A 24,373-nucleotide genomic window follows, 5' to 3' on the forward strand; every position below is an offset into this window, starting at 1 on the left:
TTATCGCCTACGTAATGAGTGATAACGGATTTTATTACTTGCTAAAAGTCCAACCATATTTTAATAGCAGTTCCTAAAATAAGAAGTGCCAATAACCATTGAAGTACTTTCGTGTTCATTTTTTGACCAATTTTCGCCCCAATGGGTGCCGCTATAATACTTGCAACAATCATAACCATCGCAGGACCGTACAGCACTTGATCCGTTGTGATCTTACCTATTGTCGAGCCGATTGAGGATATAAATGTAATCGCAAGAGAAGTTGCAATCGTCATTCGCGTAGGTATCTTCAAAACAACTAACATGATTGGTACAAGAATAAAGGCTCCTGCAGCCCCTACAATTCCTGCCGCAATACCAACAATGAACGCTAACAACGTTGCTAGCCACTTATTGAATGTAACTTTATCAACAGGAATGTCATCCAGTCCTTTTTTCGGAATGAACATCATAATCGCAGCGATTGTTGCCAATATACCGTAGACCAGGTTGATAGCACCTTCAGATAACAAATTCGATCCGTATCCTCCAATAAAACTACCCACTAAAATACTCGAGCCCATGTAAAGAACCAACGTTTTATTAATATAACCGCTTTTACGGTACGCCCATACACCTGAAATTGTTGCGAAAAAGACTTGAATTGCACTTATTCCGGATACTTCGTGAGCGGTGAAGACTGCAACACCAAGTAGGGGCGGGATATACAACAACATCGGATATTTTATAATCGATCCGCCTATACCAACCATTCCTGAAATAAAGGAACCAACAAATCCAATTAAAAATATTGTCACAATAAACGCGAAACCCACCACATTTTCCTCCTTTCAAAAGGAGAAAGGGCATCTACTATGCAGACACCCTTCCGTTTCAAATTAACCTTTTCGGATCCAAAACGTAAATACGCCAGCCTCTTCTGTATGCTTCACTAAGTCATGCCCACCGGATTTCGACCATGCAGCTAAATCAGCGACGGAACCCTTATCTGTCGCAAGAATCTCCAACACTTCACCCGTTTCCATTTCCTTCATGACTTTCCTTGCACGTACAACCGGCATTGGACAAGCCAACCCTTTAGCGTCTAATACTTTGTTTGATTCCATCACTAATCTCTCCTTAGTTTTCAATAAATTATCTAACCGCACAACGATTTGGTCCGATTTCCATTTCACGTTGGGTTTCATCTTCAGGTGATATTTTCCCCATATTTGTTTCACGTATTTGCTGGTAGGCATTCGGTTGTGGAGGTAAATTCCCAGTCACCATGTCCCTGAATTCCGCTTCGTCTTGAATATTCAAACCGTGATTTTCAGCAAACAATGTACCAAGTTTCTCAGATACACTACCGTCCCTATTCAATTCTTCAATAATCATGAAGTGCGCAGGAAGAACAATCAATTCCTCTGACAACTCTTTATATCGTTTGTACAACGACTCCCGTAAATCGCCAACCCAATCTTCAGCCAAACCAGCAAGGTCAGGGCGTCCAATTGAATCGATGAATAAGATGTCGCCTGAAAGTAAATACGTGTCATCTACTATGAATGATGTAGAACCAATCGTATGCCCAGGTGAGTACAAAGGTTGAATGGCAATCGTCGTATCACCGATTATAATCGTTCGCCCCTCTTCTAATGACTCATAGGCAAACGTTACTTCACTAGCGTCTTTTGGAGGCAACCAGTACGTTCCATTGACGGCTTCTGCAATTTTGCGTCCCCCGGAAATATGATCTGCATGGAGATGTGTATCTAAAATATGCGTAATTTTAACATCCAACGTTTTCGCGAAATCAAGAAATACATCAGTTATTCGTGTCGCATCGACAATTGCCGCTTCTCCATTTGAAACGATCATGTATGACAAACAACCTTTGCCAATTCGTACGAACTGATACAGCTCTCCGCCGTCTTTCAAGTCACCAATTCTCACTGGCTCCAAATGTTCACTCCAGGCCTTCATGCCACCTTGTAAGTAATGAACTGCACGCCCTTCTTCCGCAATCATTTCCGCAATCATAATGGAAGATCCTTCTTTCGCGCAGACAACGACGATATCTTGACCCGCAGGAAGCTGATGCAGGATTTCTTCAACCCCATCGAGTAAATCGAAATAAGGGATATTAAGATACTGAATGTTCTCTCCTTCAATTTTCCAATCCACAAATGCATCTTCATTACGAACGTCTAGAATGAAAAAGGGTTCTTGATTCACTACTTTTTTCGCTATTGTACTTGCAGTCATTAGTTGAACTGTCATTTGTATACCCCCCCTAGTAATTTCATTTATTAATTACACAATCTTTTCTGTTGGTCCATTCCATTCACTCATGCCAGGCACAACGTTTTTCACTTTTAAAAATCCGGCTTCAGCAAGTTTCTGAGAAGCTACATCACTACGGCTACCTGTACGGCATACGACGTAAATTTCCGCTTCTTTATCAAGATTCCCGAGTTCACTTTCAAGGTCCCCAAGCGGCAAAGACTTAGCCCCTGGAATATGATTGAATGCATATTCTGCCGATTCACGAACATCGAGCACAAGTACTTCACGGTTCTCCTCTAAAACAGCTTGTAGTTGTTCATTCAACACAATATGCGGATGTTTTTTCTCAACTTGTTCTTCTCCACTCGACTTACGTACATAATGCGTCAGAATTCCTGCATCTTCAGTCGTGCCTAAGTAGTCATGCCCGGAACCCTCAGCCCATGCTTTTAAATCCGCCGTAGATCCTTTATCAGTTGCCTGTACTTCCAACACATTTCCTGGTTCCATTTCTTTCATGATCTTTCTCGTTTTGACGATTGGCATTGGACAAGCCAGCCCCTTTGCATCGAGTACGAAATCCGTTTCTATCATGTCATCTTCTCCTTCTACCAATGCCCGTATGGGTATATTTAAATGTAAAAAAATAATGTTATTCCACTGGACCTTCCCAGTCATTCATACCGCCAACCATGTTTACCACTTTAAAACCGTGCGCCTCAAGCAATTGCACCGCTCTTCCACTACGTCCACCTGAGCGGCATACCATTGTGTACTCAATGTCTTTATCCAATTCATGCATACGGAATTCCAATAATCCGAGCGGAATATGAATTGCTTGTGCTATTTTCCTTTCTTTCACTTCATCTACTTCACGCACGTCAATTAGGCTAATCGTTTTGTTCATTTTTAACTTTTCTTGAACTTCTATTGGTGTTATTTCAATCATCTAAAAACCTCCAATTTAAATAAATAAGTTTACATTGCCTTCCTGTGCATCACCAAGATACGCCGCTACTCCGGCATACTCAATACCATCCAACAGTTCATCCTGTTGAAGTCCAAGAAGATCCATCGTCATCGTACAAGCAACAAGCTTTATATCTTGTTCTTCAGCTAGTTCAATCAGTTGCGGAAGTGTCATCGCATTGTGCTTTTTAATAACATGTTTAATCATTTTAGGACCCATTCCAGCAAAGTTCATTTTGGAAATACCCATCTTATCTGCACCTCGCGGCATCACTTTGCCAAATACTTTTTCTAGCAAGCCTTTTTTTACTGGGACTAGTTCTTCTTTTCGTAGTGCATTCAATCCCCAAAATGTATGAAAAATCGTTACTTGGTGATCATAAGCTGCAGCACCATTCGCAATGATGTATGCCGCCATTGCTTTATCATAATCTCCACTGAATAATACAATGGTAGTTCTTTTCGTCTCAGACAATCAAATCTCCCTTTCTTTTTTGTACCCAGCGGGGTATATTATTTGTTAAAAAGAAAAGAGTCCACTGTTTCATCGACTCTTTACTAGTAGTTCTACTGCTTCTTTTACAATATCCTCTTGTGTTCTTGGATCGCTGTCATCCATTTGTTGTATACATTCAATTAGATTGGAGCTGACAATAACGCCAATCGTTCTATCTATAGCTGAACGTGAGGCTGACAATTGTGTAATTACTTCTTTACAGTCTTTATTGTCATCCATCATTTTTAAAATCCCTTTGATTTGACCCTCAATTCGTTTTAACCTGTTTTTTACTTTGTCATCGTATTCCATACCTATCACTTCCTTTTATTTAAGCTATACCCACACATTATACCCCTACAGGTATAATGTCAACCCCTTTGCTTTTATTAAGATAAAAGTTTCTGAACTTAAGCATAGCTATTAAAGTCTGCATTCCTGCAAATTTCGTTGAAATATGGTATACTAATAGTAGACAGCATGTGTGTTATCGTTTACGATTAGTTGTTTTCCATCTTCATCTACTTGTTGCTGCGGGTTTCCCCGAAGCACTCTTTAATTAGATGGCAAGATGAGAATGGATAATAGGGGGAATTCGAATGGCTTTTCCACGTAGGGAAAAAGAAGTGTCGGATTTTGTCGCAGCGCGCAAAATCGATGAAGAAATTTCATTTGTCCGTAATGAACATGAAGTAAATGGTACTATTTTTAAAATACTTGAGAATTCCGTCATCGTTGAAATCTCATTGAAGGACGCCGAACTTATTGGCGCCGCGTCAAATCTGACTGTTGTTTCACATAAGAATTACTCAATTGTTTAATAAATATAAGAAAAAGGCATCTGCTTCAATAGCGATGCCTTTTTTCTATGCCTCTATATTGTTTAAAATACAAAACGTGCATACATATAACCGACAAGTACAAGAATAACCGTTCCTCCTAGTCCTGCAACAAATGGCTTCATCCCCGCACTACGGAATGCCTCGAACTTCACATTCAGACCTAACCCAGCCATTGACATCGCCATTAATAGATAAGCGAGTGTGACAAATACTGATGCGACCGCTTCCGGTACAATCCCCGTGGTATACAGCGCACTCACTGCAAGGAAACCGAAAATGAACCATGGAATTGGAAGTGTCTTCAATTTGAATTTTTCTGCCGACTGTTTATTCTTCCGTGACATCCAGATTCCTACTCCTCCTGCAACAAAGACGAGTAACATGACACGAGTCAATTTCACGACAAGCGCAAAATCAAGTGCTTCAGTCCCCCCAACATCCCCTGCTGCAACAACATGTGCAATCTCATGAAGTGTCCCACCTGCAAACATGCCAAATGCCTCACTTGAAAGTTCTAACACTGGATATACTAAAGTATAGACAAATGTGAATAACGTTCCAAGAATAGCGATGATGGCAACACTAATTGCGGTCTGCTCGGGTTTTGCCTTTACTTGTGAAGCCACTGCAACAATGGCAGCTGCACCGCAGATCCCCGTTCCGCAAGCAGTTAGAAAACTGATTGTTTTATCAGCCCCAATTGCACGAGCTATACCGTATACAGCTCCAATACCGATTAGAACACTGCCCACTGCCCATAAAAATGCTGGCCATCCTGCAGATGCAATATCGCCCAGATTCAATCGCATGCCGAGAAGGATAATACCAGCACGCAATAATTTTTTTGACGCGAACTCAATACCACCTTCCCACTCTGCGCGAACAGGAAAAAACGTATTCCATAACATTCCGATTAGTATTGCAAAAACAAGTGGACCAATTAACGAAATATAAGGGAGTAGTGTTGCCAATTTTGCGATGACTGCGATGAAAAACGTCAGTCCAATTCCAAGCCAGAATCCTTTTTTCATAGCCATACCTTCTTCCATTTCTTTAAGTATAATCTCATCTTATCGATCAGTAAAATGAGGATATATGATAAAATCGATTAAGATTACTAATAGAAGGGAGCTTATCATCATGCTACTTGAAGAATTGAAAACGTTTGTTGCGGTAATTGAAAAAAAGAATTTCACCAGGGCCGGTGAATCACTAAACATATCTCAACCAACTGTCAGTCTCCATATCAAACATTTGGAAGACGAACTAAAAGCCTCATTGCTCGTACGTGCAAATAAAACATTTCACATTACACCCGCCGGAGTGGTTTTGTATGAACGTGCGATACAATTACTTCATCTCGCAGAGCAAACAAAAGAAGAAATTTTATGGCAACATAATGAGGTTAGCGGAATTCTTCGCATCGCTGCAAGTTACACAATTGGGGAGTCCGTATTGCCGGAGATACTAACGAGGCTACATTATAAATATCCTGATTTGCATGTAGAAGTTGCAATTGCAAATACCGAGGACGTCGAAATTGCGGTCCGCGAATTCCGGTCGGATATCGGTTGTATCGAAGGTAGTGTGCAAACAAAAGGGCTTATCATCCAGCCATTCATGGAAGACGAACTCATCCTTGTCGCAGCAAGCGGACATCCTTTGACAAATATTCGCCACCCTAAAGGAGCTGACCTCCAAACTTCTCACTGGGTCATGCGAGAAGTTGGTTCTGGTACACGGGAGTATACAGATTATTTACTTCAGTCAATCGGTAATGTCAAGCCCTCGAAAACAGTTATCGGTTCGAATGAAGGTGTGAAAAAAGCGATTCTATGTGGGCTCGGTATCGCGGCCGTTTCCATTCATACAGTGAAAGCTGAACTTGATAGTGGAAAGCTTGTACAATTGAAGGTCGATGTCCCTTTACAAAAGCGTATTTTCTCAACCTTGTACTCCCCCCTGATGGCTGCCAAAAAGCATGTCACCGTTTTTTTAGAAGAGCTTCGGTCCAAGTAAAAAAGGGTAAAGACGCTCGACCTAACCCAAAAACTGCATGACCGAAAAAGGGTTTCTCCTGTCATTCCTAGAAAAGTAGTAGAAAAGGGGGTTTTCCTTGTGGTTCGAAATCTAGTGCTCACTGCAATTATTGTAATGGGTATCGTTTATATTTTCTTTATCCCAGCGGATCCGGTCGGCTTCAAAATTTTAATGAAACTGATTCCGATGGCACTTATAATCCTATTTGCATTAATGACAAGACCTCTATTTTCCCGTACATACAAACGGATTATAATCGGTGGACTGTTCGTTTGCATGATTGCGGATGGCGTCATCTATTGGTTCTTACCCGGACTTATCACCTTCTTCATTGGTCATATTTTTTATATTTTTGCTTTTCGTCATGGCGCGAAGAAACCCATGCCAATCTGGGTTGCCGCCCCTCTCCTCCTTTACGGTGCAGGTATGGCTATTTGGGTTGCCGGTTCACAATTTTCTGCTGGCCAAACCGTGCTTGGTATCGCCATCATCGCCTACATCGGCGTTATTTTAACGATGGGCTGGATGGCTATTCGCACACGAATGACGCTCGCAATTATCGGCGCACTGCTGTTCATTTTCTCTGATTCAGTTCTTGCAATCGATCGATTCGTTCTGGAAATCCCATACCGGGATGCATTCGTTATGGTGACATATTATGCGGCGCAAGTTTTCATAGCAGCTAGCATTGGAAGTCGGGTTGTAAAGTATTCCGTAAACCGGAACAATCTGATAAGATAGATGAATCAGTACTTCATTATTAGGAGGAATTTTTAAAAATGAAAGAAAAATTAATCGAACGTCTTGTACGTTATGCAAAAATCGATACACAATCAGATGCAGGAAGCAATTTTACGCCGACTACACCAGGCCAATGGGACCTTCTGCACGAATTACAAAAAGAACTAGCGATTATCGGTCTAGAAGACATTACTCTCGACGATAACGGGTATTTATTTGCAACGCTTCCCGCCAATACGGACCGGGATGTGCCAATCATCGGCTTTCTTGCACACGTCGACACGACCACGGATTTTACCGGAAAAAACGTTAAGCCACAGCGTATCGACAACTATGATGGCAAAGACATACAACTGAACGACAGCATCGTCATGACAGTGAACGCTTTTCCCGAGCTGAAAAATTATGCCGGCCATACCCTTATTACGACTGACGGGACAACACTTCTTGGAGCGGACGATAAAGCGGGGATTGCTGAAATCGTAACAGCGATGGAGTATTTGATTGCGAATCCAGACTTAAAACATGGTAAACTGCGAATTGCCTTCACACCTGACGAAGAAATTGGGCGTGGACCACAAAAGTTTGATGTCGAAAAATTCGGAGCAAAATTTGCCTATACAATGGACGGTGGCCCTCTTGGGGAACTACAATATGAAAGCTTCAATGCCGCAAGTGCAAAAGTAACATTCCACGGGACTAGTGTTCACCCAGGTACCGCGAAAGGTAAAATGGTCAACTCAATTTTAATAGCCAACCAATTTCAGGCTAAAATGCCGGTAGATGAGATACCTGAGAAAACGGATGGTTACGGGGGATTTGTTCATCTCATGCAGTCCAACGGGTCCATTGAAGAATCAACTCTCGGCTATATTATCCGTTATTTCGACCGTGAAACATTCGAAGCAAGAAAACAGCTAATGATTGAAACAGCTGACAATCTAAGAAACGACTATGGCGAAAATGCGGTCACACTCGAAATCCAAGACCAATACTTCAATATGGGTGAAAAAATTGAACCCGTCATGGAAATAGTTGAGATCATGTCCGATGCATTTAAAAATCTCAATATCGAACCAAATATCGTACCTGTACGCGGCGGTACAGATGGGTCCCAATTGTCGTACATGGGCTTACCAACGCCTAACATTTTCACAGGTGGAGAAAATTATCACGGGAAATACGAGTATGTTTCAGTCGATAACATGGTAAAAGCGACTAAAGTCATCATCGAAGCAGTGAAACTTTTTGAAGAACGTGCATAAGTAAGAGGGAGGTAGCTTATGAAAGAAATTTGGATTGGTGTCCTTTCCTCCGTTTTTTTCGCAGTGACCTTCATTTTGAACAGATCTATGGAACTGTCGGGGGGAAGTTGGCTATGGAGTGCTTCCTTACGCTATTTATTTATGGTACCTTTTTTATTCGCTATCGTCGCTTACCGCAAAGGATTTGGTGACGTGAAGAAGGAATTCATCCATAAACCCGCCCCGTTTTTCATTTGGAGCGTAACGGCCTTTGTCTTATTCTACGCACCACTTACATACGCGGCAGCTTACAGTCCGGGATGGCTTCTTGCCGGCACTTGGCAATTGACAATCGTGGCGGGCGTCCTGCTCGCCCCTTTCTTTACGTTGATTGTGAAAACCTCGGATGGCGAAAAAAAGATTCGACAAAAGATCCCGCTTGTTTCACTTGGAATTACACTTATTATTTTTGCCGGTGTCGTACTTATCCAAATTCCGCACGCACAAAGTGTTGAACCACGTACGTTGCTGCTCGGTATCATTCCAGTTGTTTTAGCAGCATTTGCCTACCCGCTTGGTAACCGCAAAATGATGGAGCTTCTTGGCGGCAGGCTTGATACGTTTCAACGTGTGCTCGGTATGACGCTTATGACAATTCCAGTCTGGATTGGGTTTTCCATCTATGCGTTATGGACGGTCGGTCCCCCTTCTATGAGCCAGTTAGGCCAGTCTTTCATCGTTGGTGTCAGTTCTGGCGTCATTGCTACAACTTTGTTTTTCATGGCCACTGACCGCGTAAGGGGAGATCAGGGAAAACTCGCCGCTGTAGAAGCAACACAGTCCACACAGCTTATTTTTGTTATGCTGGGCGAAATGCTGATTCTCGGCATTGCACTCCCTGGTGCCCTTTCACTCTTTGGGATCGCAGTAATTATTGTTGGTATGGGATTACATAGTTTCCAAACTGCACTTGGTAGAAAGAAACAATTAAAAGTACACTGATAATAAGTTAAGATGACCTCCATTTGGATTGGAGGTCATTTTTCTTTCATAAATAATCAAACTATTCTAATATCCAGTTGACTCTCGTTTCCCAAAGTGATATATTGGTTTACAAGTTCACTTTACTATGAAAAGGGAGGATTTTGAGTATGAACACAACTACACCTATTAAACAAGATTTCCAAGTCCATGACGTCACCGCATTGAATAAGGCAAAAAGTATCATTGAAAATAATACTTCCGCTCAAATACAAAAAGAAGTTATAGACGCAGTGGAAAGAAATGCTGTTTGGCGGGGAGAGGAGTGCTTGAATTTATTAGCCCCCGAAGCTCCTACAAGTCAAACCGTACGTGATTTACTAGCGTCTGAAGTCGGTACCCGTGCAGCAGAAGGTCATATCGGACCCGAACAAAGATGGTTTGCCGGTACGAAGCATATTGACGAAATTGAAGCTCTTTGCGTAGAGTTATTGAAAAAAGTATTCAAATCGAATTATGCGGATCATCGTCTAGTTGCAAGTATGATTGGTAATATGGCCGTTTATGCAGCTCTGACCGAACCTGGGGATCAAATCATGACGATTGCACAGCCATTAGGCGGACATTCTAGTAACAGACATGATGGACCTGCCGGAATTCGTGGATTGAAGATCGCTGATATTCCTATGAATACAGAAGAACTCACCGTTAATTTAAAAGAATTCGAACGAGTTGCAAAGGAATTAAAACCAAAGCTTGTAACACTTGGAGCGTCAATGACACTATTCCCATTTCCGATTAAAGAAATGTCCGAAATCGTGAAAGAGTGGGGTGGGAAGATATTCTTTGACGGCGCCCACCAACTCGGATTAATCGGCGGAGGACAATTCCAAGATCCTTTAAAAGAAGGAGCAAGCGTGATGACTGGGTCAGCGGGGAAAACATTCAGCGGACCTCAAAGCGGAATTATCGTTTGGAATGATCCTGAACTGACAAAACCACTAACAGATGCTATATTCCCTACCCTTGCCGCGACTCATCAAGTGAATCGTGTAGCTGCTCTTGCTGCATCTGCAGCCGAGTTCTTGGAGTTTGGAGAAGCATACATGGAACAAATCGTTAAAAACGCAAAAGCGCTAGGTCAAGCATTCCACGACCGTGGAATCACTGTACTTGGTGCACATAAAGGATTCACTGAAACGCATCAAGTGATTCTGGATGTGAAAGAATTTGGTGGGGGTCTTCATGTTGGGCATGAACTTGCGAAGGCAAACATCATTACGAATAAGAACTTAATTCCAAGTGATCGTACTGAAGATTGGGATCGGCCGAGCGGACTCAGAATCGGAACAATCGAAGTGACACGATTAGGCATGAAAGAAAAGGACATGGCGACGATTGCAAATCTGATCGCCGATATTCTCATATCGAATAAAGACTTGGACGTTGCCAAGAAAGAAGCACTTGAAATGCGTAAATCATTCAAAAAACTTCATTACTGCTTCGAATGAATCAATATAAAAAAGCGTTACAACAATGCTTGAATTGTTGTAACGCCTTTTTTATATTATATAATTAACTTTCAACTTCGGAAAGTAGTCGACCAAGGGTAAGCCAATTATCTTCAACAAGATGTGCGGCTTTTTCTTTGTCGGCCTTTTTACAAGCAGTAATAATTTCTTCATGCTGATTGATTGAAGTCCAACTATCCACCGAATCAAACTTTTTTAACGTTAGCCGATGAATTTTCGGCACAATTCTTTCAAGAGCTTTGTCAATTTCAATATTGCCCGCAACCGCAAGAAAAACTTGGTGGAAATGCTCATCAGCATTAATTGCTCGGTTACTATCTTTACTGTCAAGCGCTTCGGCTAATGAGTGGTTAATTTCCTCCAACTTTGCAAAGTCTATATCCGTCATCTTCGGCACTGCCAATTTTGTAGCTAAAGCATGAAGCGCAGCTACAACGGTAAATGCGTGTTTTGCTTCCTCTTCAACCAATTCCGTCACACGCGTCGAAGAGCCCGGGAATGCTTCGACGAGTCCTTCATCTTCCAGTCGTTTCAATGCCTCTCTCACCGGAGTCCTACTTACTGCAAATTGTTCCGCAAGTTTATTGTCATTCAATCGCTGTCCTGGTTGCAATTCTAAATTGACAATTGCATTTTTGAGCGACTCGTATATTTGGTCTTTTAATGTCGGTCGAATAATTTGTTTTATATTATTTTTTTCCATAAAACCAGTATATCGCATTTTAAATTAACTGACAAACTAAGGTTGCGTTTACGCCCTCCCAAGCATCTATAAAAACCACATCGTTTCAAGACTTACATTCGTGAAAAAGAAATAGCCCGCAACCAATGAAGTTGTGAGCTATTCCATATTTGCTAACGATTCAGCAAACCTAATTACCGTACATATTCTCCAATCGTCTCGACCGCTTTTTCCGTTACCGAGGTATCTATCGCTTTATCAAAATCAATATCACCGCGGATAGCACCATTTGCTTTGTACGCATCATATTGCTTTTTAATATCATCGATGAACATCTTGCCATCAGGATCAAGGCCAGTGACGTTCACTTTCTCCCAAAGAGCCGGGTCTTTTAATGCTGTATGCTTCGTCATGATGTCGATAATTTCATCTTTTCCCTCATTTTTGATAAACGCATCGTTGTAATCGCGGACGCCTTTCAAATAAGCCGCCATGAAGCGTAACGAAACATCTTGTTCTTTATTCATGAAGTCTGGTGATCCAAGAACCAATGCAATTTGAGATTCCGGCGCATAATCAGTTGCATCCCCAAATCGGACGTGGAACCCTTTTTCAACACCTTGTGTGATAAGCGGTTCGATATTTACGGCAGCATCGATTGTTCCACTGCTAATTGCGCCAAGCATACTACCAAAATCACCCATAAGGACAAATTCAACGTCATCTTCGGTTAATCCAGCGTATTTAAGCATTTCATCGTAGATATACCAATCAATTGAGTTAAGTGATGACACTGCAATTTTCTTGCCTTTTAAATCTTTATAGTCTTTTATTACGTCAACCATATGATTACCTATGACGAGAGTAAAATACGACTTCCCTGGCACGTTATGTCCTTTATCTGCAATAATTTTCACGTCAATTCCCTGTGCAATCGCGTTGAAGAAAGATGCAGTCGAAACGCCTCCCGCAATATCCACCTCGCCAGCCGCTAATGCCGGAAGCATGTCATCACTGTTTGCAAACTGAGCAAATTCTACTTCGATATTATAGTCTTCAAAGTATCCTCTCTCTTTTGCAATATAAAAACCTGCACCAGAGGCCGCCCCATCTTCCGCTATGACAACTTTTTCACGTTTTTCAAGCGGTGCCAAATCACCAGAAGGATTAACTGTAGCTACTTCTTCAGGTTTTTCATCTTCTACTACCGGTTTCGCCGTCTCTTTAGGAGAACAGGCACCAACGATTAGCGCTATCGCGAATAACGACAACAACCATCCGTTTTTCATCCACTTTGCCATCGAACCTCTCCCTTTCTATCCATCTTCTCGTCTTGAACGCTGTACTTCTTCCTGCAAGTGCTTCCATATTTCCACGAATTGCCCTGCCATAACTGGGTTTTCTCGTATGTCTTCAATTTTGCGCGGACGTGGCATATCGACAATAATTTCTTGAATAATTTTACCCGGCTGCGAACTCATCAGTAAAATACGATCACTTAGCAATAACGCTTCATCAATACTATGGGTAATGAATAGAATCGTCTTCCCCGTTTCCGACCAAATCGACAGCAACTCTTCCTGCAAGATAAATTTATTTTGCTCATCAAGTGCACCAAACGGTTCATCCATCAACAGGATCTCCGGATCATTGGCAAATGCACGCGCAATACTCACCCGTTGTTTCATGCCCCCTGATAGCTCTTTCGGATAAAGGGTTGAAAATTTTTCTAGACCGGTCTTTTTCAAATAATACGTAGTACGCTCTTTTATAAGTTTTTTCGGCAAATGACGCATTTTGAGTCCGAACGCTACATTCTTCTCGACAGTGAGCCATGGAATGATACCCTTTTCCTGAAACACCATCGATTGCAATGGTCGATCCTCTCCATCCGTCGCGGTTGCAATCGTAAACTCACCAATACTCGGGGTTTCAAGCCCTGCCAAGATTCGAAGTAACGTTGATTTACCGCAACCACTCGGTCCAACAATACAAACGAATTCCCCATCATTGATTGTTACATTAATATCGTCTAGCGCCGTAACACTGCCTTGTTTTTTATAAAATGCCTTTGTTAAATTACGAATGATGATTTTTGCTTTCCTACTCATCTACTCACCTCCACGGTAACATCTTTTTCTGAATTCCTCGTAGCAATAGCGAGAACAGATAACCGAAAAACGAAATGAGGATGAGCCCAACGTACATTTCTTGCAGTAAGAACGCTTTGTACGAAACCCAGATTAGATAGCCAATCCCTGATGTAGCACCCATCATTTCCGCAGCGACAATTGTCAGAAGCGCAATCGCCTGCCCCATCTGAATCCCTTCCAACATAACCGGCATCGCACCGGGCAAAGCAATTTTCGTAAAAAAGTCTAGTTTACTAGCTCCATAATTTTTTGCCACATCCAAATAGATTGAATCGATATTAATGACTCCAGCTGCCGTATTAATGACAACAGGAAAAAAAACACTCCCAGCAATTGTTACAACTTTCGATAAATCACCAATTCCAAAAATAATAATAATGATTGGAAGCAAAGCAAGTGTAGGAATCGGCATGAGCGCCATGACAATTGGCGAAACAAAATGTCGAATTGGCGTATAAAGCCCCATTAACAAACCGATGATGATTCCGGGTATGACGCCTAGCAAAAATCCGACAAGAATCCTGTACAATGAAACGCCGATATGACCCGCCATTTCACCACTTGAAATCATTCCGAAAAATGTCCCCACAATTGCAGATGGAGGCGGAAAGAAGCGGATATCAATCATTCCCGTTCTCGACAAGAATTCCCACATAAAGAGCAGGAATAGGGGCGAGGCAATCGTCAACAGCTGTTTTAACCGTTCTTTCGTTTGTCTTTGTTTCCATTCACGCTGTTCGATTTCAAACGGATCGTATCGGACAGCCTTATCATCTCTCTTCAACGTCCACCACCTCTTCATTCAAATAGTATGTATCTGCCTAAAAATGTGTGTTGGGCATATGCTGATAAAGAGGCATCTTTCGTCCTTTTTTCATAAGAAAAGCGCTGGAGTCTAGACGTAAATTCTCAACTTTACAACTTATCCTCAATACGAGATTTTATAATTTCCTAGACAACAAAAAATCCATGGAGCAATAATCCCCCATGGATGATATCCAACCCTATTTATCCACGCCAAGCACTCATACCGCCTGTAACGTTAGAAACATCCTTGAAACTGGCTTTCTTCAAGATTTTCGCTGCTTGTCCACTCCGCATGCCACTTTGACAAATAACGACGATTTCTTTCGATTTGTCTAGGCTAGCCAACTGCGATTTCAATGTATTCAACGGGATATTTTTAAATTCTTTAATATGCCGTCCTTTATATTCCCCCGGTGTCCGTACATCAATGAACTGCACCGATTTATTTTTCAGCATCCCCATTAAGTCCTTCGTCGAAACGGAACGTACACCTTTAGCGGGCATCATTCGCCAGACAAAAAATCCAACGATTAGTAAAATAAAAAGCCATTCCATACGATTTTCCTCCTAGTCTTCCTATAACTTCAATTCCAAATATACTACCAGGGGTATTAATAAGGCAATAAATCCGCTTCGTCTACCCCTTGTAAGGTCCCTTCGCCCAATTAATATAGGTATTCATTTGTTCAACTTATATACAATAAAAAAACAGCGCTCCCTGTAAAGGACGCTGCTTCACTTAATAAAGTATGCCGTTTTTCTTCGCCTCAAACACTAACTCTTCTCGGAACGCCGGGTGGGCAATGTCGATAAGCGCTTTTGCACGTTCAGATAACGATTTGCCATACAGACTAGCGATGCCGTATTCCGTGACGATGTTATCGACGTCATTTTTCGACGTCGTTACGACAGAACCTGGCGACAATTGCAGTTTAATGCGCGAAATGGTGTCGTTTTTCACTGTTGAATGCATGCAGATGAACCCTTTACCATGCTTTGCAAAACGTGCTCCGCGTGCAAAATCTGCTTGTCCACCGGTTGATGAATAATAGCGTCCTCCAATTGTTTCAGAAGCACATTGTCCATAAAGGTCAACTTCCGTCGTCGCATTGATGGATACAATTCTTTCTTCTTTCGCAATCTCACGTGGATCATTCACCATACTCACAGGTAAAAATTCAACCGCAGGGTTTTCATGGAGGAAATCGTACAAACGCTGTGATCCGAATGCAAATGTCGCGACAATCTTCCCTTTATGTGTGAATTTCTGTGTCCCATCGATAGCTCCCGCTTGCACAAGGTCAACGATTCCGTCTGTCAGCATTTCAGTGTGGATACCAAGATGACGGTGGTCTTTCAACATGCTCATAACCGCATTCGGAATGGCTCCAATACCAATTTGGAGTGAATCCCCATTTTCAATAACATTCGTTACAAATTCAGCAATTTTAAGATCTTTCTCACCAATTAATGGAGAGCTTTCTTCTGATAAAGGCGCATCATTTTCAATGTATCCCGCAACTTGGCTAATATGAATTTGGTTTTCACCGTATGTACGTGGCATATGCTTATTCACTTCCAAGACAAACGGAAAATGACCAATGAATTCGGAAATATAGTCTGCCTGTGTGCCCAATGAAAAATAACCGTGTTCATCCATTGGAGAAGCAACTGTGATTATCATCGACATGTTCGTAACTTTTTTCAACATGCGCGGGACTTCATGGAAAACGTTGGGAACTAATTCTATTTTGCCCTCTTGATAAGCCTTCCGTGTTGCACCACTTAAAAAGTAGGAGACATGTGAAAGATGACCTTTCATTTTACCTATTATATAATCCCGCTCCCGAAGAGCCAGCATTTGATGAATCTTAACGTTCTGTAATTCCGAATGGTTCTCTTCCAATATATCAAGTAGACGATGAGGTTCCCCATTGGCAATCGGGATAATAATATCAGCCTCTACGTCAATCAAATCAATAAACTGTTCTGCACTCAATCGTTTTTCCACGTCGTTTTTTCACTCCTATAAAAGTCCGCCTATTCAATTAGTATACAGCAGACTGAGCGCTTGCTCAACTTGATGATTGACTAGTAAGAACGCTATAATCGATCTATGACAAACTTAACCACGGACCAGCTCAGACAACTGAATATGTACAGCATTTATGTAGATTCGCCCGAACGGAATTTATTCACATTGAAAATGCTACTCGATAGTCAAAAAACGGAAGATATACTAAATGTCGTCCAAGCAGTGAGCGGAAGCCCCAACCGAACTGTAGCAGCATCGTATTTCATGCGCCGTTTCGGTATGTTTACCGCGATGCAATTTTATAACCTGGCGGCATACGATGAAGTATGGGATGGAAACAATGAACAACTTCATTTTGGTGCAAAAGAAGAATACGGAAAACTGGCTGTTAGTACGTTTGCATCCGCGAAGGATTGGCGATATGTAGAAGACGCGGAACGGCGAGATGTCATTAAGCGGATTCTGCAGGATGAATGCGGAGCTGTCATCCGACAAATCCGCACCGTCACATCTATTTCTCCATTGACGTTATGGGAAAATATCTTTGGTTTTCTCCTTTGGCAGTACCATGTTCTTTTGGCAAACCCAGGTACCTCCGTAGAAGCACGCGCGGACCTCAACATATTGAAAGACGACACGCTTTGGGAAGGAATCGCACCTCGTTCTTTATTTGCCACCTACTTAAAAGGATGCGAGCCGTCCGCACTTTTGAATACAGAAGTCCGTACCACATGTTGTTTCTCAAAGGATGTACCCGGTCTCATGCAGTGTGGATTTTGTCCATTGAAATAACATGATTCAGTTACTTTTTGCGATAGCTATTGTACCAGATCTTCATCGAATAAATAGTTCCACTGACCGCTCCACCATAGAAAAAACCCATGAAGATACCCGCGGGTAAGTTACCTGGATGACTGATGAAAATAGACAAGATAAGTCCAATAATTGTTGCCGCGGTTGAAAACCAACTTTCAGGGAGTTTAAATAAAAGTTTCAACAGGAATATTCCTAGAAGAATAGCGGGTATTGCCCATAAAGCATCCCAGACGTTTGTATGGATAATCGGGAACTCATTCCACATGAAATCAATCCTTTTTCACATTAGCCTTCCCACAACACTTATAATTCAATACACTTTTTGAAGATGAAGGGCAGGAATTGAACATGCAAATCAAAGGCCATACAGTTCGAGGAAAAGTTCTTGATGAAGAAACTCGGTGTGCACATTATCATTCCGAAATCGACTTGATTGCGATAAAGTTTTATTGTTGTGGCACCTACTATCCCTGCTATGAATGTCATGAAGAAGACGGTTGTGGCAATCCTGACGTTTGGCCAACTGAGATGTTTGGTGAAAAAGCAGTTCTTTGTGGAGCATGTGGTTATGAACTAACTGTTTCGGAGTATTTGACCTGTGGATCGAAGTGCCTTACTTGTTCAGCACTGTTTAATCCCGGATGTAGTTTACATAAAAATCTTTATTTCCAAACTTAAAACAGGAAAAAAGCAGCATTTGAAACATGCTGCTTTTGTTATATTTGATAACCTATTTAGGTTTTTTCATTCTATTAACGCCAAAATAAATCCCTATACCTACGAGTAGTAGAAGTAGAAGTACTGGTAAGTTTCCGATGAAAAAGACAATCAGGCCTGAACCCGTCGCAAAGATAAAATTTGTACTTGTAGCAAGTTGTTTTTTAGTTTTATCCCACGTGTCTAAATTTTTACTGTCTAGTCCTGGAACAATAACACTATTTTCATACATTGTTATTTCAATAGTAGAAAATGACGTCTGATTTTCTAGATACTTCATCTTTCCTACAATTAATTCGATATCCTCTTGGACTTTGGATAAATCAGACGATATTTTCAATAAATCCTCTGTTTTTTCTGCCTTCCCCATAAACTCGAGCAGCCTTTCCTCTACTGTTCGTTTTGATTTCACCCTGGACTCTAGATCAATATATTGTTCGGTTACATCTTCCCCGGTCACATTACGATTCAAAACTTCAGCCGCTTCCCCTTCGGCATCCGTTAAAAACTTTTGAAAGTGCTGCTCTGGGATTCGAACAGTGAGCCGAGCACTTATACTTTCCTCGCTTTCCCGATGCACATTCGATTCAACGATATAACCTCCATAGTCACTCACCTTTTTCTCTATTATAAGCTGAGTATTTTCAAGTTTTTTCACATTGAGCTGTAATTCCGCCCTGTGGATGATTTTCCTATTCGTTGGGATCACTTTAGATTGTTCGTTGGCTAACTCTTCTGTTTCAGCTTTATTCTCTTGCTCTGTAGTTGCCGTATCTTGCGATGTTGATGAGCTCTCCATCTGAATGTCTTTCTTTGATTCGCTTGAACTGCAGGACGCCATAAATACAAGTAAGCCTGATAATAGTAGAGCCAAAAACACATTTCGCTTCATAGAATCCCCCCTATCTATTTAATCAATGAGACGGTGTAATCCAAAAAAGGTTACATCTTCCAATTAAATGGTATGAAAAAACGCTAGATTTTATCTAGCGTTTTTTTAGTCTTCTATTTCTTTTTTAAACAGTCTTCGTCGCAGCGCTTTTGATTTCCTTCCGCCTTGCATAAATATTCTTAACGATCGCTTTACCAACTGCATACGCCGGAACAGCAACGATGATACCGAGAAAACCTGCAATATTACCTGCTGCCAATATAACAGTAATGACTGTAAGTGGATGAATATCCAGTGATTTACCCATTACATTTGGTGTAATAAGATTACTTTCAACTTGCTGGGCGATCACCATTACGACTGCAGCTAAAATACCAATCTTCGGATCCTGTATAAAACCGATGATGATTGCAGGAACAGCTGAAATCCATGGGCCAATGAAAGGAATGAGGTTCATGAACAATCCAAAAATGGCTAATAACAGTGCATACTCCAGTCCAATAATCATATAACCTGCAAACAACAGAATTGCTAATAGAAAACTGATTAACAACTGCCCTTGGATATAAGAACGGAGTACAGTATCGATATCATGTAAGGTCTTTTTGATCCATTCCCGACGTTTTCCCGAAAAGAAATTGTATATGAACGGAGCAAACTTTTCATGATCTTTCAGGATGAAAATGAAGAAAAACGGGACTAATATAAGCAGGAACATTGCTTGAAAGAAGGATTGTAAAAATTGAACAACCCATTTCCCAAAATTAACCGCTATGGATTGAAGTGATTCAACCGCACTATCAATTGAATCTTCAAGTTTTGGTGGTAAATCACTTTTTTGTTGAAGTAATGTGTATGTCAAGTCATTTATTTCTTGGGCGATAGTAGGCGTATTTTCGACTAATTTATTAATTTGATTCGTTACTGGAGGAGCAATAATTGCTACGAATATCCAAACGACTGCTACGAGAATCGCTATAACCGAAAGAATGCTTCCCCACCTTGGTACTTTACGTTTTTCCAGAAAACGTTGAACCGGTTCCGTAATATAATATAGAACTCCGCCAAGTAATAATGGTATGAATATTGCCTTTGCTATGATTACTAAAGGCGAAAAAATCCCTTGAATCTCTATAAAGTATTTAATAATTAGCATAGCAAGCAGTATTCCAACACCTACTTGAAACCATAACTTTTTCGTCACATATCCCACTTCCTTTTCAATTATGTATTGTTATTTTAAGTATACGTTGTTATACGCTTGGCGTCGAAGAAAGTTTCAACTTTTCCTTACGAAATGATAAACATATGGTCCTTCAAAAAAAGTCCAAGCTTTTAAACCAGTACCGCCACTTATACTTCCATACTACAATTTGGATACTATCTGTTTCACCTATACCCAAAGACCCACAAGTGAAAAAAGACTGCCCAATTCGGACAGCCCATTTACACACTGGTGATGGAAAAAATCACCCGACTCTAAGATTAATTTGAATACCGGAAGGATCCACCGTTACAAATCCACTACCATTCAATTCCACTTTTCCATCTAATGCTTCCACTTTCGTAATCGCTTCTTTCAATGTAGCCTCATTCGGATAAATAAGCGTGTAAGATTGAAGTCCGACACTTCCCACAGTTGGACGTGATACACCTTCGCCATTCCATGTATTCAAGCCAATATGATGATGATACTTCCCGTTAGACATGAATAATGCTTGCGGATAGTCCGTAACGACTTCGAAGCCGAGTGCATTGTAGAATGTTTCCGATTCAGGCAAATTGGCTACATGTAAATGTACATGGCCCATAACCGTTCCGACAGGAAGTCCATCCCACGTCTGCTCCCCACTTTCTGCAATAATACTTTCTCCGTCAAGCGCATCTGTACTCATTGCAACTTTTCCATTGTCCCAACTCCAAACAGCAGGATCACGATCTATATAAATTTCAATTCCGTTGCCATCCGGATCTGACAAATAGAGCGCCTCGCTCACAAGGTGATCCGCAGCCCCAATTCGTACATTCTGTTGGATGAAATGTTTAATAATTGCCCCTAAATCGGCTCTCTTCGGCAACAATAATGCAAAATGATACAATCCAGATTTATGCGCCTCTTTCGGCATAACATTTTCCGGTTGTTCAATAATCAGTAAAGGCGTCTTGCCATCTGCTGTCAGGACAACTTTAGCCGCGGCTTCTTCAAGTACTTTAAATCCAATTACCTCTTTATAAAATTGGACAGCTCTATTTATGTCCAAAACGTTGAGATGTACTTCCCCTGTATACGTATGCGGTACTGTATGAAAATTCATTTTTATTCCTCCCCCCAAATAACAGTAAGTTAATTACTTTATGTAACTAACTTTATATGTTATAATGACAGTTGTCAACACATTATGTTCGGCGAAAGGAGCTTCAATGATATGAATGAATTTGAACTTTGCCCGCGTTTCGAGAAGGCCGTATCTATTCTAAGCCAACGCTGGACCGCCCTTATTTTGTATCAATTAATGGCAGGACCACAGCGCTTTTGCACAATGACTGACAAACTTGGTGTCAGTGGAAAAACACTTTCAGAACGTTTAAAAGATCTTGATCAGCAAGGCTTTGTCATCCGCCACGTTTACCCTGAAACACCTGTGCGAATTGAGTATTCATTAACTGAAAAAGGAATGTCTCTTACGCCTATTATGAAAGAAATTGAAAATTGGTCACAGAAGTGGATTGAGCGTGAAGCAGTTTCTCCTAATGAAAAAGCATAAGAATTCACATGTTTTTCACACTCATCCGACTTTCGTATTCCTAAACCCCTCGATTATAGAAAGAGTAGTTTCAACTAAATGAAAATGTATACTCTATAAATAGATGTTCTATTGTACTAGAAGGAGTGGGAGTTATGAGGACGCTGCTAATCGACAACTACGATTCATATACATTCAATCTTTATCAACTCATTGCCTCTATAAACGAAGAACTACCCATAGTAGTTCGGAATGATCAATATTCATGGAACGAATTACAATCCATTTCGTTTGATAATGTGATTATTTCTCCAGGACCAGGAACACCAACGAAAGAAAAAGATTTTGGTGTTTGTCGAGATGTTTTACGCCTATCAGAAGTGCCAATTTTAGGGGTCTGCTTAGGTCATCAGGGATTCGCCCATACTTTTGGCGCAAAAGTTGTGAAAGCACCTACGCCAATGCATGGAAGAATAAGTAAAGTCTTTCATAACGATTCTGAGTTATTTAAGGGAGTACCCCAAGAATTCGAAGTAGTTCGCTATCATTCACTTATTGTCGAGGATGATTTACCTACTTGTTTACAAAAAACAGCATGGACTGCTGATGGAATTATAATGGGCTTGCAGCATACTGAAAAACCAATATGCGGTGTACAGTTCCACCCTGAATCCATTTGCACTGAATTCGGACATCAAATACTAGAAAATTTTTCGTTAATGAATAAAAAAACTACTATTTATGGATAAATCAGTATTTCCAAGGAGATGTTCTTGTTGACAAATATCCCAGAGATTTCGATAGTCCCACGGGGCATGTCTCGTGAAATGTCTACTGCATTACCCACTGTAAAGGTTTTGAGTAGAAAACTATTAAATTTTGTAGAACCAGAAGAAGTTTTTCAGCATTTTTTTGCTGAAGAAGCATATGCTTTTTGGCTTGATAGTAGTCGTGTCGAATCTGACCTATCTCGTTTTTCTTTTATGGGAGCAACTAATGGACCATTAAGTAAAGTGATTAAGTACGACTCAAAAACACAGCTTGTTCAAATTAGTGACGCACAGGGACAAACTGAGCTTACAGAAGATATTTTCAACTATATTGATTCTGAGATCCATAAAATGCAACAACATTCTAATGAATTACCGTTTGATTTTAATGGCGGATTTGTAGGTTATTTTGGATATGAATTGAAAGCTGAATGCTGTGCCAATGAACACCATGTATCCTCAAATCCTGATGCCTTGTTTATTCTAGCCGACCGATTAATTGCCTTTGACCACAAAGAGCGCTGCATATATTTAGTTTGTATTGTTCCATATAATGCCCCTACATCCGCTTCTGAATGGTTTGACGCTACGGAACAGCAACTACAAAACGTTCCATCTATAGCACCCGTGGAAGTAACAAACAATGATACCCGCACACCACTTAACTTTGAATTAAGTCAATCGTACGCTCAGTATGTAAAAAAGATAGAAGAATGTAAAAAGTATATTACTGAAGGTGAAACTTATGAAGTTTGCTTAACGAATAGAATTAATATTAATGAACATTTCAATCCATTAGTAACATATCGTATTCTTAGAAATATTAATCCAGCTCCATACTCGTCCTTTCTTAAGTTCGGGGAATTGAGTGTTCTATGTTCTTCTCCTGAACGTTTCCTGAAAATTGATCAAGATCGAGTGGTCGAAGCTAAACCAATTAAAGGGACGATTGCTCGTGGGAAAAATATCGAGGACGATCTCAGATTGGCTGAAATATTGCGTACTAGTGAAAAGGATAGAGCAGAAAATTTGATGATTGTTGATCTTCTTCGAAATGACTTGGGTTTAGTTTGTGATATTGGAAGTGTTCACGTACCGAAATTGATGGCTATTGAATCTTATCAAACAGTGCATCAACTCGTTTCAACAATTAAAGGGACGTTAAGAGCGGAATTAACAGCAATTGATTGTATACGATCAGCATTTCCTGGAGGATCGATGACTGGAGCTCCCAAAATACGAACCATGGATTATATTGACGAATTAGAGACGAATGCTCGTGGCATTTACTCGGGAGCAATTGGATTTTTGAGCTTAAATGGTACTACAGATTTAAATATTGTCATTCGAACGATTATAATGACTCCCGAACAGGCTACTGTAGGTGTGGGTGGAGCAATCACAATTTTATCTGATCCTGAACGAGAATTTGAAGAAACTCTTTTGAAAGGTCGCGCTTTAGTCAAAGCACTTACGATTTCTCAGTTTGGAAAATTCGATAAAAAATTATATACATTTAATGATCCCCATATGGATAGTTTGTTTAATAAGCTATTATAGTGAAACAGTTCGTATACAAATTCCCAAAGTTTCTAACCTTAATCAATTTCATAACTCTGAGCTGTTTATAACACGAGGGTTTTT

The 24,373-nt window shown here is 40.8% G+C and carries 29 protein-coding genes; 11 read left to right on the forward strand and 18 right to left on the reverse strand.

The features are described from left to right. Positions 1–41 precede the first annotated feature (41 nt). From MKX62_RS06325 to MKX62_RS06355, 7 genes are all read right to left on the reverse strand, one after another. Positions 42–815 carry a sulfite exporter TauE/SafE family protein gene (locus MKX62_RS06325; protein ID WP_338654714.1) on the reverse strand — a complete coding sequence of 258 codons (774 nt, stop codon included), beginning with the start codon at positions 813–815 and terminating at the stop codon, positions 42–44. A gap of 63 nt (positions 816–878) precedes the next feature. Next, a complete protein-coding gene (locus tag MKX62_RS06330; RefSeq protein ID WP_067213583.1) occupies positions 879–1,106 on the reverse strand; it encodes a sulfurtransferase TusA family protein in 228 nt (75 codons plus the stop codon). A 28-nt stretch (positions 1,107–1,134) separates the two neighbouring features. Next, positions 1,135–2,262, reverse strand: a complete 1,128-nt coding sequence (locus MKX62_RS06335; protein WP_340741061.1) for an MBL fold metallo-hydrolase — start codon at positions 2,260–2,262, stop codon at positions 1,135–1,137. Between the two features lie 33 nt (positions 2,263–2,295). Next, positions 2,296–2,862 (reverse strand): sulfurtransferase TusA family protein, encoded by a 567-nt coding sequence (locus MKX62_RS06340; RefSeq protein ID WP_067213585.1) that lies wholly within the window; start codon positions 2,860–2,862, stop codon positions 2,296–2,298. Positions 2,863–2,920: 58 nt separating this feature from the next. After that, positions 2,921–3,217, reverse strand: coding sequence for a rhodanese-like domain-containing protein (locus tag MKX62_RS06345; protein WP_338654708.1), 297 nt, complete (start codon positions 3,215–3,217; stop codon positions 2,921–2,923). Between the two features lie 15 nt (positions 3,218–3,232). Beyond that, positions 3,233–3,712, reverse strand: a complete 480-nt coding sequence (locus MKX62_RS06350) for a DsrE/DsrF/DrsH-like family protein (protein ID WP_338654706.1) — start codon at positions 3,710–3,712, stop codon at positions 3,233–3,235. A 69-nt stretch (positions 3,713–3,781) separates the two neighbouring features. Further along, positions 3,782–4,045 (reverse strand): metal-sensitive transcriptional regulator, encoded by a 264-nt coding sequence (locus MKX62_RS06355; protein WP_067213588.1) that lies wholly within the window; start codon positions 4,043–4,045, stop codon positions 3,782–3,784. 287 nt (positions 4,046–4,332) lie between these two features. On the opposite strand from MKX62_RS06355, the gene MKX62_RS06360 reads away from it, so the two are divergent. After that, the gene (locus tag MKX62_RS06360) at positions 4,333–4,554 is read left to right on the forward strand and encodes a DUF2187 family protein (protein WP_338654703.1); all 222 of its coding nucleotides are present in this window, start codon (positions 4,333–4,335) and stop codon (positions 4,552–4,554) included. 62 nt (positions 4,555–4,616) lie between these two features. Here MKX62_RS06360 and MKX62_RS06365 read toward each other — a convergent pair whose 3' ends face one another. Continuing rightward, a complete protein-coding gene (locus MKX62_RS06365; RefSeq protein WP_067213590.1) occupies positions 4,617–5,624 on the reverse strand; it encodes a YeiH family protein in 1,008 nt (335 codons plus the stop codon). Positions 5,625–5,715: 91 nt separating this feature from the next. On the opposite strand from MKX62_RS06365, the gene MKX62_RS06370 reads away from it, so the two are divergent. The 5 genes from MKX62_RS06370 to glyA all read left to right on the forward strand — a co-directional run bounded on the left by MKX62_RS06370 (position 5,716) and on the right by glyA (position 11,092). Continuing rightward, positions 5,716–6,594, forward strand: coding sequence for a LysR family transcriptional regulator (locus MKX62_RS06370; protein ID WP_067213591.1), 879 nt, complete (start codon positions 5,716–5,718; stop codon positions 6,592–6,594). Positions 6,595–6,693: 99 nt separating this feature from the next. Continuing rightward, the gene (locus MKX62_RS06375) at positions 6,694–7,356 is read left to right on the forward strand and encodes a lysoplasmalogenase (protein WP_067213592.1); all 663 of its coding nucleotides are present in this window, start codon (positions 6,694–6,696) and stop codon (positions 7,354–7,356) included. 38 nt (positions 7,357–7,394) lie between these two features. Further along, a complete protein-coding gene (gene pepT / locus MKX62_RS06380; protein WP_338654698.1) occupies positions 7,395–8,621 on the forward strand; it encodes a peptidase T in 1,227 nt (408 codons plus the stop codon). An 18-nt stretch (positions 8,622–8,639) separates the two neighbouring features. Continuing rightward, on the forward strand, positions 8,640–9,602 hold the full coding sequence (locus MKX62_RS06385) for a DMT family transporter (RefSeq protein ID WP_338654696.1): 963 nt from the start codon (positions 8,640–8,642) through the stop codon (positions 9,600–9,602). Positions 9,603–9,751: 149 nt separating this feature from the next. Continuing rightward, on the forward strand, positions 9,752–11,092 hold the full coding sequence (gene glyA / locus MKX62_RS06390; protein ID WP_338654694.1) for a serine hydroxymethyltransferase: 1,341 nt from the start codon (positions 9,752–9,754) through the stop codon (positions 11,090–11,092). Between the two features lie 64 nt (positions 11,093–11,156). Here the strand turns inward: glyA and MKX62_RS06395 are convergent, their stop codons facing one another. The 6 genes from MKX62_RS06395 to MKX62_RS06420 all read right to left on the reverse strand — a co-directional run bounded on the left by MKX62_RS06395 (position 11,157) and on the right by MKX62_RS06420 (position 16,766). Further along, a complete protein-coding gene (locus tag MKX62_RS06395; protein WP_338654691.1) occupies positions 11,157–11,816 on the reverse strand; it encodes a GntR family transcriptional regulator in 660 nt (219 codons plus the stop codon). 173 nt (positions 11,817–11,989) lie between these two features. Next, a complete protein-coding gene (locus MKX62_RS06400; protein ID WP_067214099.1) occupies positions 11,990–13,084 on the reverse strand; it encodes an ABC transporter substrate-binding protein in 1,095 nt (364 codons plus the stop codon). A 27-nt stretch (positions 13,085–13,111) separates the two neighbouring features. Continuing rightward, positions 13,112–13,906 (reverse strand): ABC transporter ATP-binding protein, encoded by a 795-nt coding sequence (locus MKX62_RS06405; protein WP_187046149.1) that lies wholly within the window; start codon positions 13,904–13,906, stop codon positions 13,112–13,114. Between the two features lie 4 nt (positions 13,907–13,910). Next, the gene (locus tag MKX62_RS06410; RefSeq protein WP_231885740.1) at positions 13,911–14,732 is read right to left on the reverse strand and encodes an ABC transporter permease; all 822 of its coding nucleotides are present in this window, start codon (positions 14,730–14,732) and stop codon (positions 13,911–13,913) included. A gap of 224 nt (positions 14,733–14,956) precedes the next feature. Continuing rightward, positions 14,957–15,310, reverse strand: a complete 354-nt coding sequence (locus MKX62_RS06415; RefSeq protein ID WP_340741062.1) for a rhodanese-like domain-containing protein — start codon at positions 15,308–15,310, stop codon at positions 14,957–14,959. 184 nt (positions 15,311–15,494) lie between these two features. Then, positions 15,495–16,766, reverse strand: coding sequence for an acetyl-CoA hydrolase/transferase family protein (locus MKX62_RS06420; protein WP_340741063.1), 1,272 nt, complete (start codon positions 16,764–16,766; stop codon positions 15,495–15,497). A gap of 105 nt (positions 16,767–16,871) precedes the next feature. Between MKX62_RS06420 and MKX62_RS06425 the strand changes: the two genes are divergently transcribed. Next, a complete protein-coding gene (locus tag MKX62_RS06425; RefSeq protein WP_340741064.1) occupies positions 16,872–17,582 on the forward strand; it encodes a hypothetical protein in 711 nt (236 codons plus the stop codon). A gap of 10 nt (positions 17,583–17,592) precedes the next feature. Here the strand turns inward: MKX62_RS06425 and MKX62_RS06430 are convergent, their stop codons facing one another. Next, positions 17,593–17,871: a hypothetical protein gene (locus MKX62_RS06430; protein WP_340741065.1), complete on the reverse strand. Its 279-nt coding sequence runs from the start codon at positions 17,869–17,871 to the stop codon at positions 17,593–17,595. Positions 17,872–17,954: 83 nt separating this feature from the next. On the opposite strand from MKX62_RS06430, the gene MKX62_RS06435 reads away from it, so the two are divergent. Then, positions 17,955–18,284 carry a CHY zinc finger protein gene (locus tag MKX62_RS06435; protein ID WP_340742552.1) on the forward strand — a complete coding sequence of 110 codons (330 nt, stop codon included), beginning with the start codon at positions 17,955–17,957 and terminating at the stop codon, positions 18,282–18,284. A 52-nt stretch (positions 18,285–18,336) separates the two neighbouring features. On the opposite strand, the gene MKX62_RS06440 is transcribed toward MKX62_RS06435, so the two are convergent. The 3 genes from MKX62_RS06440 to MKX62_RS06450 form a co-directional block, all read right to left on the reverse strand. After that, complete coding sequence (locus MKX62_RS06440; RefSeq protein WP_338654680.1) at positions 18,337–19,215, reverse strand: DUF4349 domain-containing protein; 879 nt, start codon at positions 19,213–19,215, stop codon at positions 18,337–18,339. 124 nt (positions 19,216–19,339) lie between these two features. Beyond that, complete coding sequence (locus MKX62_RS06445) at positions 19,340–20,419, reverse strand: AI-2E family transporter (RefSeq protein ID WP_067213603.1); 1,080 nt, start codon at positions 20,417–20,419, stop codon at positions 19,340–19,342. Between the two features lie 265 nt (positions 20,420–20,684). Next, positions 20,685–21,530 (reverse strand): VOC family protein, encoded by an 846-nt coding sequence (locus tag MKX62_RS06450; protein ID WP_338654676.1) that lies wholly within the window; start codon positions 21,528–21,530, stop codon positions 20,685–20,687. A gap of 111 nt (positions 21,531–21,641) precedes the next feature. Here MKX62_RS06450 and MKX62_RS06455 point away from each other — a divergent pair, with 111 nt between their 5' ends. The 3 genes from MKX62_RS06455 (at position 21,642) to pabB (ending at position 24,289) form a co-directional block, all read left to right on the forward strand. Next, the gene (locus MKX62_RS06455) at positions 21,642–21,980 is read left to right on the forward strand and encodes a winged helix-turn-helix transcriptional regulator (RefSeq protein WP_067213605.1); all 339 of its coding nucleotides are present in this window, start codon (positions 21,642–21,644) and stop codon (positions 21,978–21,980) included. A 134-nt stretch (positions 21,981–22,114) separates the two neighbouring features. Next, the gene (locus tag MKX62_RS06460; RefSeq protein WP_067213606.1) at positions 22,115–22,708 is read left to right on the forward strand and encodes an anthranilate synthase component II; all 594 of its coding nucleotides are present in this window, start codon (positions 22,115–22,117) and stop codon (positions 22,706–22,708) included. A gap of 27 nt (positions 22,709–22,735) precedes the next feature. After that, positions 22,736–24,289, forward strand: a complete 1,554-nt coding sequence (pabB, locus tag MKX62_RS06465) for an aminodeoxychorismate synthase component I (protein WP_340741066.1) — start codon at positions 22,736–22,738, stop codon at positions 24,287–24,289. Positions 24,290–24,373: the final 84 nt, after the last annotated feature.

The sequence above is a fragment of the Sporosarcina sp. FSL K6-5500 genome (assembly GCF_038005665.1).
In the GTDB taxonomy this organism is placed as follows: Bacteria; Bacillota; Bacilli; order Bacillales_A; family Planococcaceae; genus Sporosarcina; species Sporosarcina psychrophila.

What these genes read in the sequence shown, in the direction of transcription:
- MKX62_RS06330 (WP_067213583.1), bottom strand. Translation starts at nt 1,106, where the DNA reads ATGGAATCAAACAAAGTATTAGACGCTAAAGGGTTGGCTTGTCCAATG.
- MKX62_RS06335 (WP_340741061.1), bottom strand. Translation starts at nt 2,262, where the DNA reads ATGACAGTTCAACTAATGACTGCAAGTACAATAGCGAAAAAAGTAGTG.
- MKX62_RS06340 (WP_067213585.1), bottom strand. Translation starts at nt 2,862, where the DNA reads ATGATAGAAACGGATTTCGTACTCGATGCAAAGGGGCTGGCTTGTCCA.
- MKX62_RS06345 (WP_338654708.1), bottom strand. Translation starts at nt 3,217, where the DNA reads ATGATTGAAATAACACCAATAGAAGTTCAAGAAAAGTTAAAAATGAAC.
- MKX62_RS06355 (WP_067213588.1), bottom strand. Translation starts at nt 4,045, where the DNA reads ATGGAATACGATGACAAAGTAAAAAACAGGTTAAAACGAATTGAGGGT.
- MKX62_RS06360 (WP_338654703.1), top strand. Translation starts at nt 4,333, where the DNA reads ATGGCTTTTCCACGTAGGGAAAAAGAAGTGTCGGATTTTGTCGCAGCG.
- MKX62_RS06365 (WP_067213590.1), bottom strand. Translation starts at nt 5,624, where the DNA reads ATGGAAGAAGGTATGGCTATGAAAAAAGGATTCTGGCTTGGAATTGGA.
- MKX62_RS06370 (WP_067213591.1), top strand. Translation starts at nt 5,716, where the DNA reads ATGCTACTTGAAGAATTGAAAACGTTTGTTGCGGTAATTGAAAAAAAG.
- pepT (WP_338654698.1), top strand. Translation starts at nt 7,395, where the DNA reads ATGAAAGAAAAATTAATCGAACGTCTTGTACGTTATGCAAAAATCGAT.
- MKX62_RS06385 (WP_338654696.1), top strand. Translation starts at nt 8,640, where the DNA reads ATGAAAGAAATTTGGATTGGTGTCCTTTCCTCCGTTTTTTTCGCAGTG.
- glyA (WP_338654694.1), top strand. Translation starts at nt 9,752, where the DNA reads ATGAACACAACTACACCTATTAAACAAGATTTCCAAGTCCATGACGTC.
- MKX62_RS06395 (WP_338654691.1), bottom strand. Translation starts at nt 11,816, where the DNA reads ATGGAAAAAAATAATATAAAACAAATTATTCGACCGACATTAAAAGAC.
- MKX62_RS06400 (WP_067214099.1), bottom strand. Translation starts at nt 13,084, where the DNA reads ATGAAAAACGGATGGTTGTTGTCGTTATTCGCGATAGCGCTAATCGTT.
- MKX62_RS06405 (WP_187046149.1), bottom strand. Translation starts at nt 13,906, where the DNA reads ATGAGTAGGAAAGCAAAAATCATCATTCGTAATTTAACAAAGGCATTT.
- MKX62_RS06415 (WP_340741062.1), bottom strand. Translation starts at nt 15,310, where the DNA reads ATGGAATGGCTTTTTATTTTACTAATCGTTGGATTTTTTGTCTGGCGA.
- MKX62_RS06425 (WP_340741064.1), top strand. Translation starts at nt 16,872, where the DNA reads ATGACAAACTTAACCACGGACCAGCTCAGACAACTGAATATGTACAGC.
- MKX62_RS06430 (WP_340741065.1), bottom strand. Translation starts at nt 17,871, where the DNA reads ATGTGGAATGAGTTCCCGATTATCCATACAAACGTCTGGGATGCTTTA.
- MKX62_RS06435 (WP_340742552.1), top strand. Translation starts at nt 17,955, where the DNA reads ATGCAAATCAAAGGCCATACAGTTCGAGGAAAAGTTCTTGATGAAGAA.
- MKX62_RS06440 (WP_338654680.1), bottom strand. Translation starts at nt 19,215, where the DNA reads ATGAAGCGAAATGTGTTTTTGGCTCTACTATTATCAGGCTTACTTGTA.
- MKX62_RS06450 (WP_338654676.1), bottom strand. Translation starts at nt 21,530, where the DNA reads ATGAATTTTCATACAGTACCGCATACGTATACAGGGGAAGTACATCTC.
- MKX62_RS06455 (WP_067213605.1), top strand. Translation starts at nt 21,642, where the DNA reads ATGAATGAATTTGAACTTTGCCCGCGTTTCGAGAAGGCCGTATCTATT.
- MKX62_RS06460 (WP_067213606.1), top strand. Translation starts at nt 22,115, where the DNA reads ATGAGGACGCTGCTAATCGACAACTACGATTCATATACATTCAATCTT.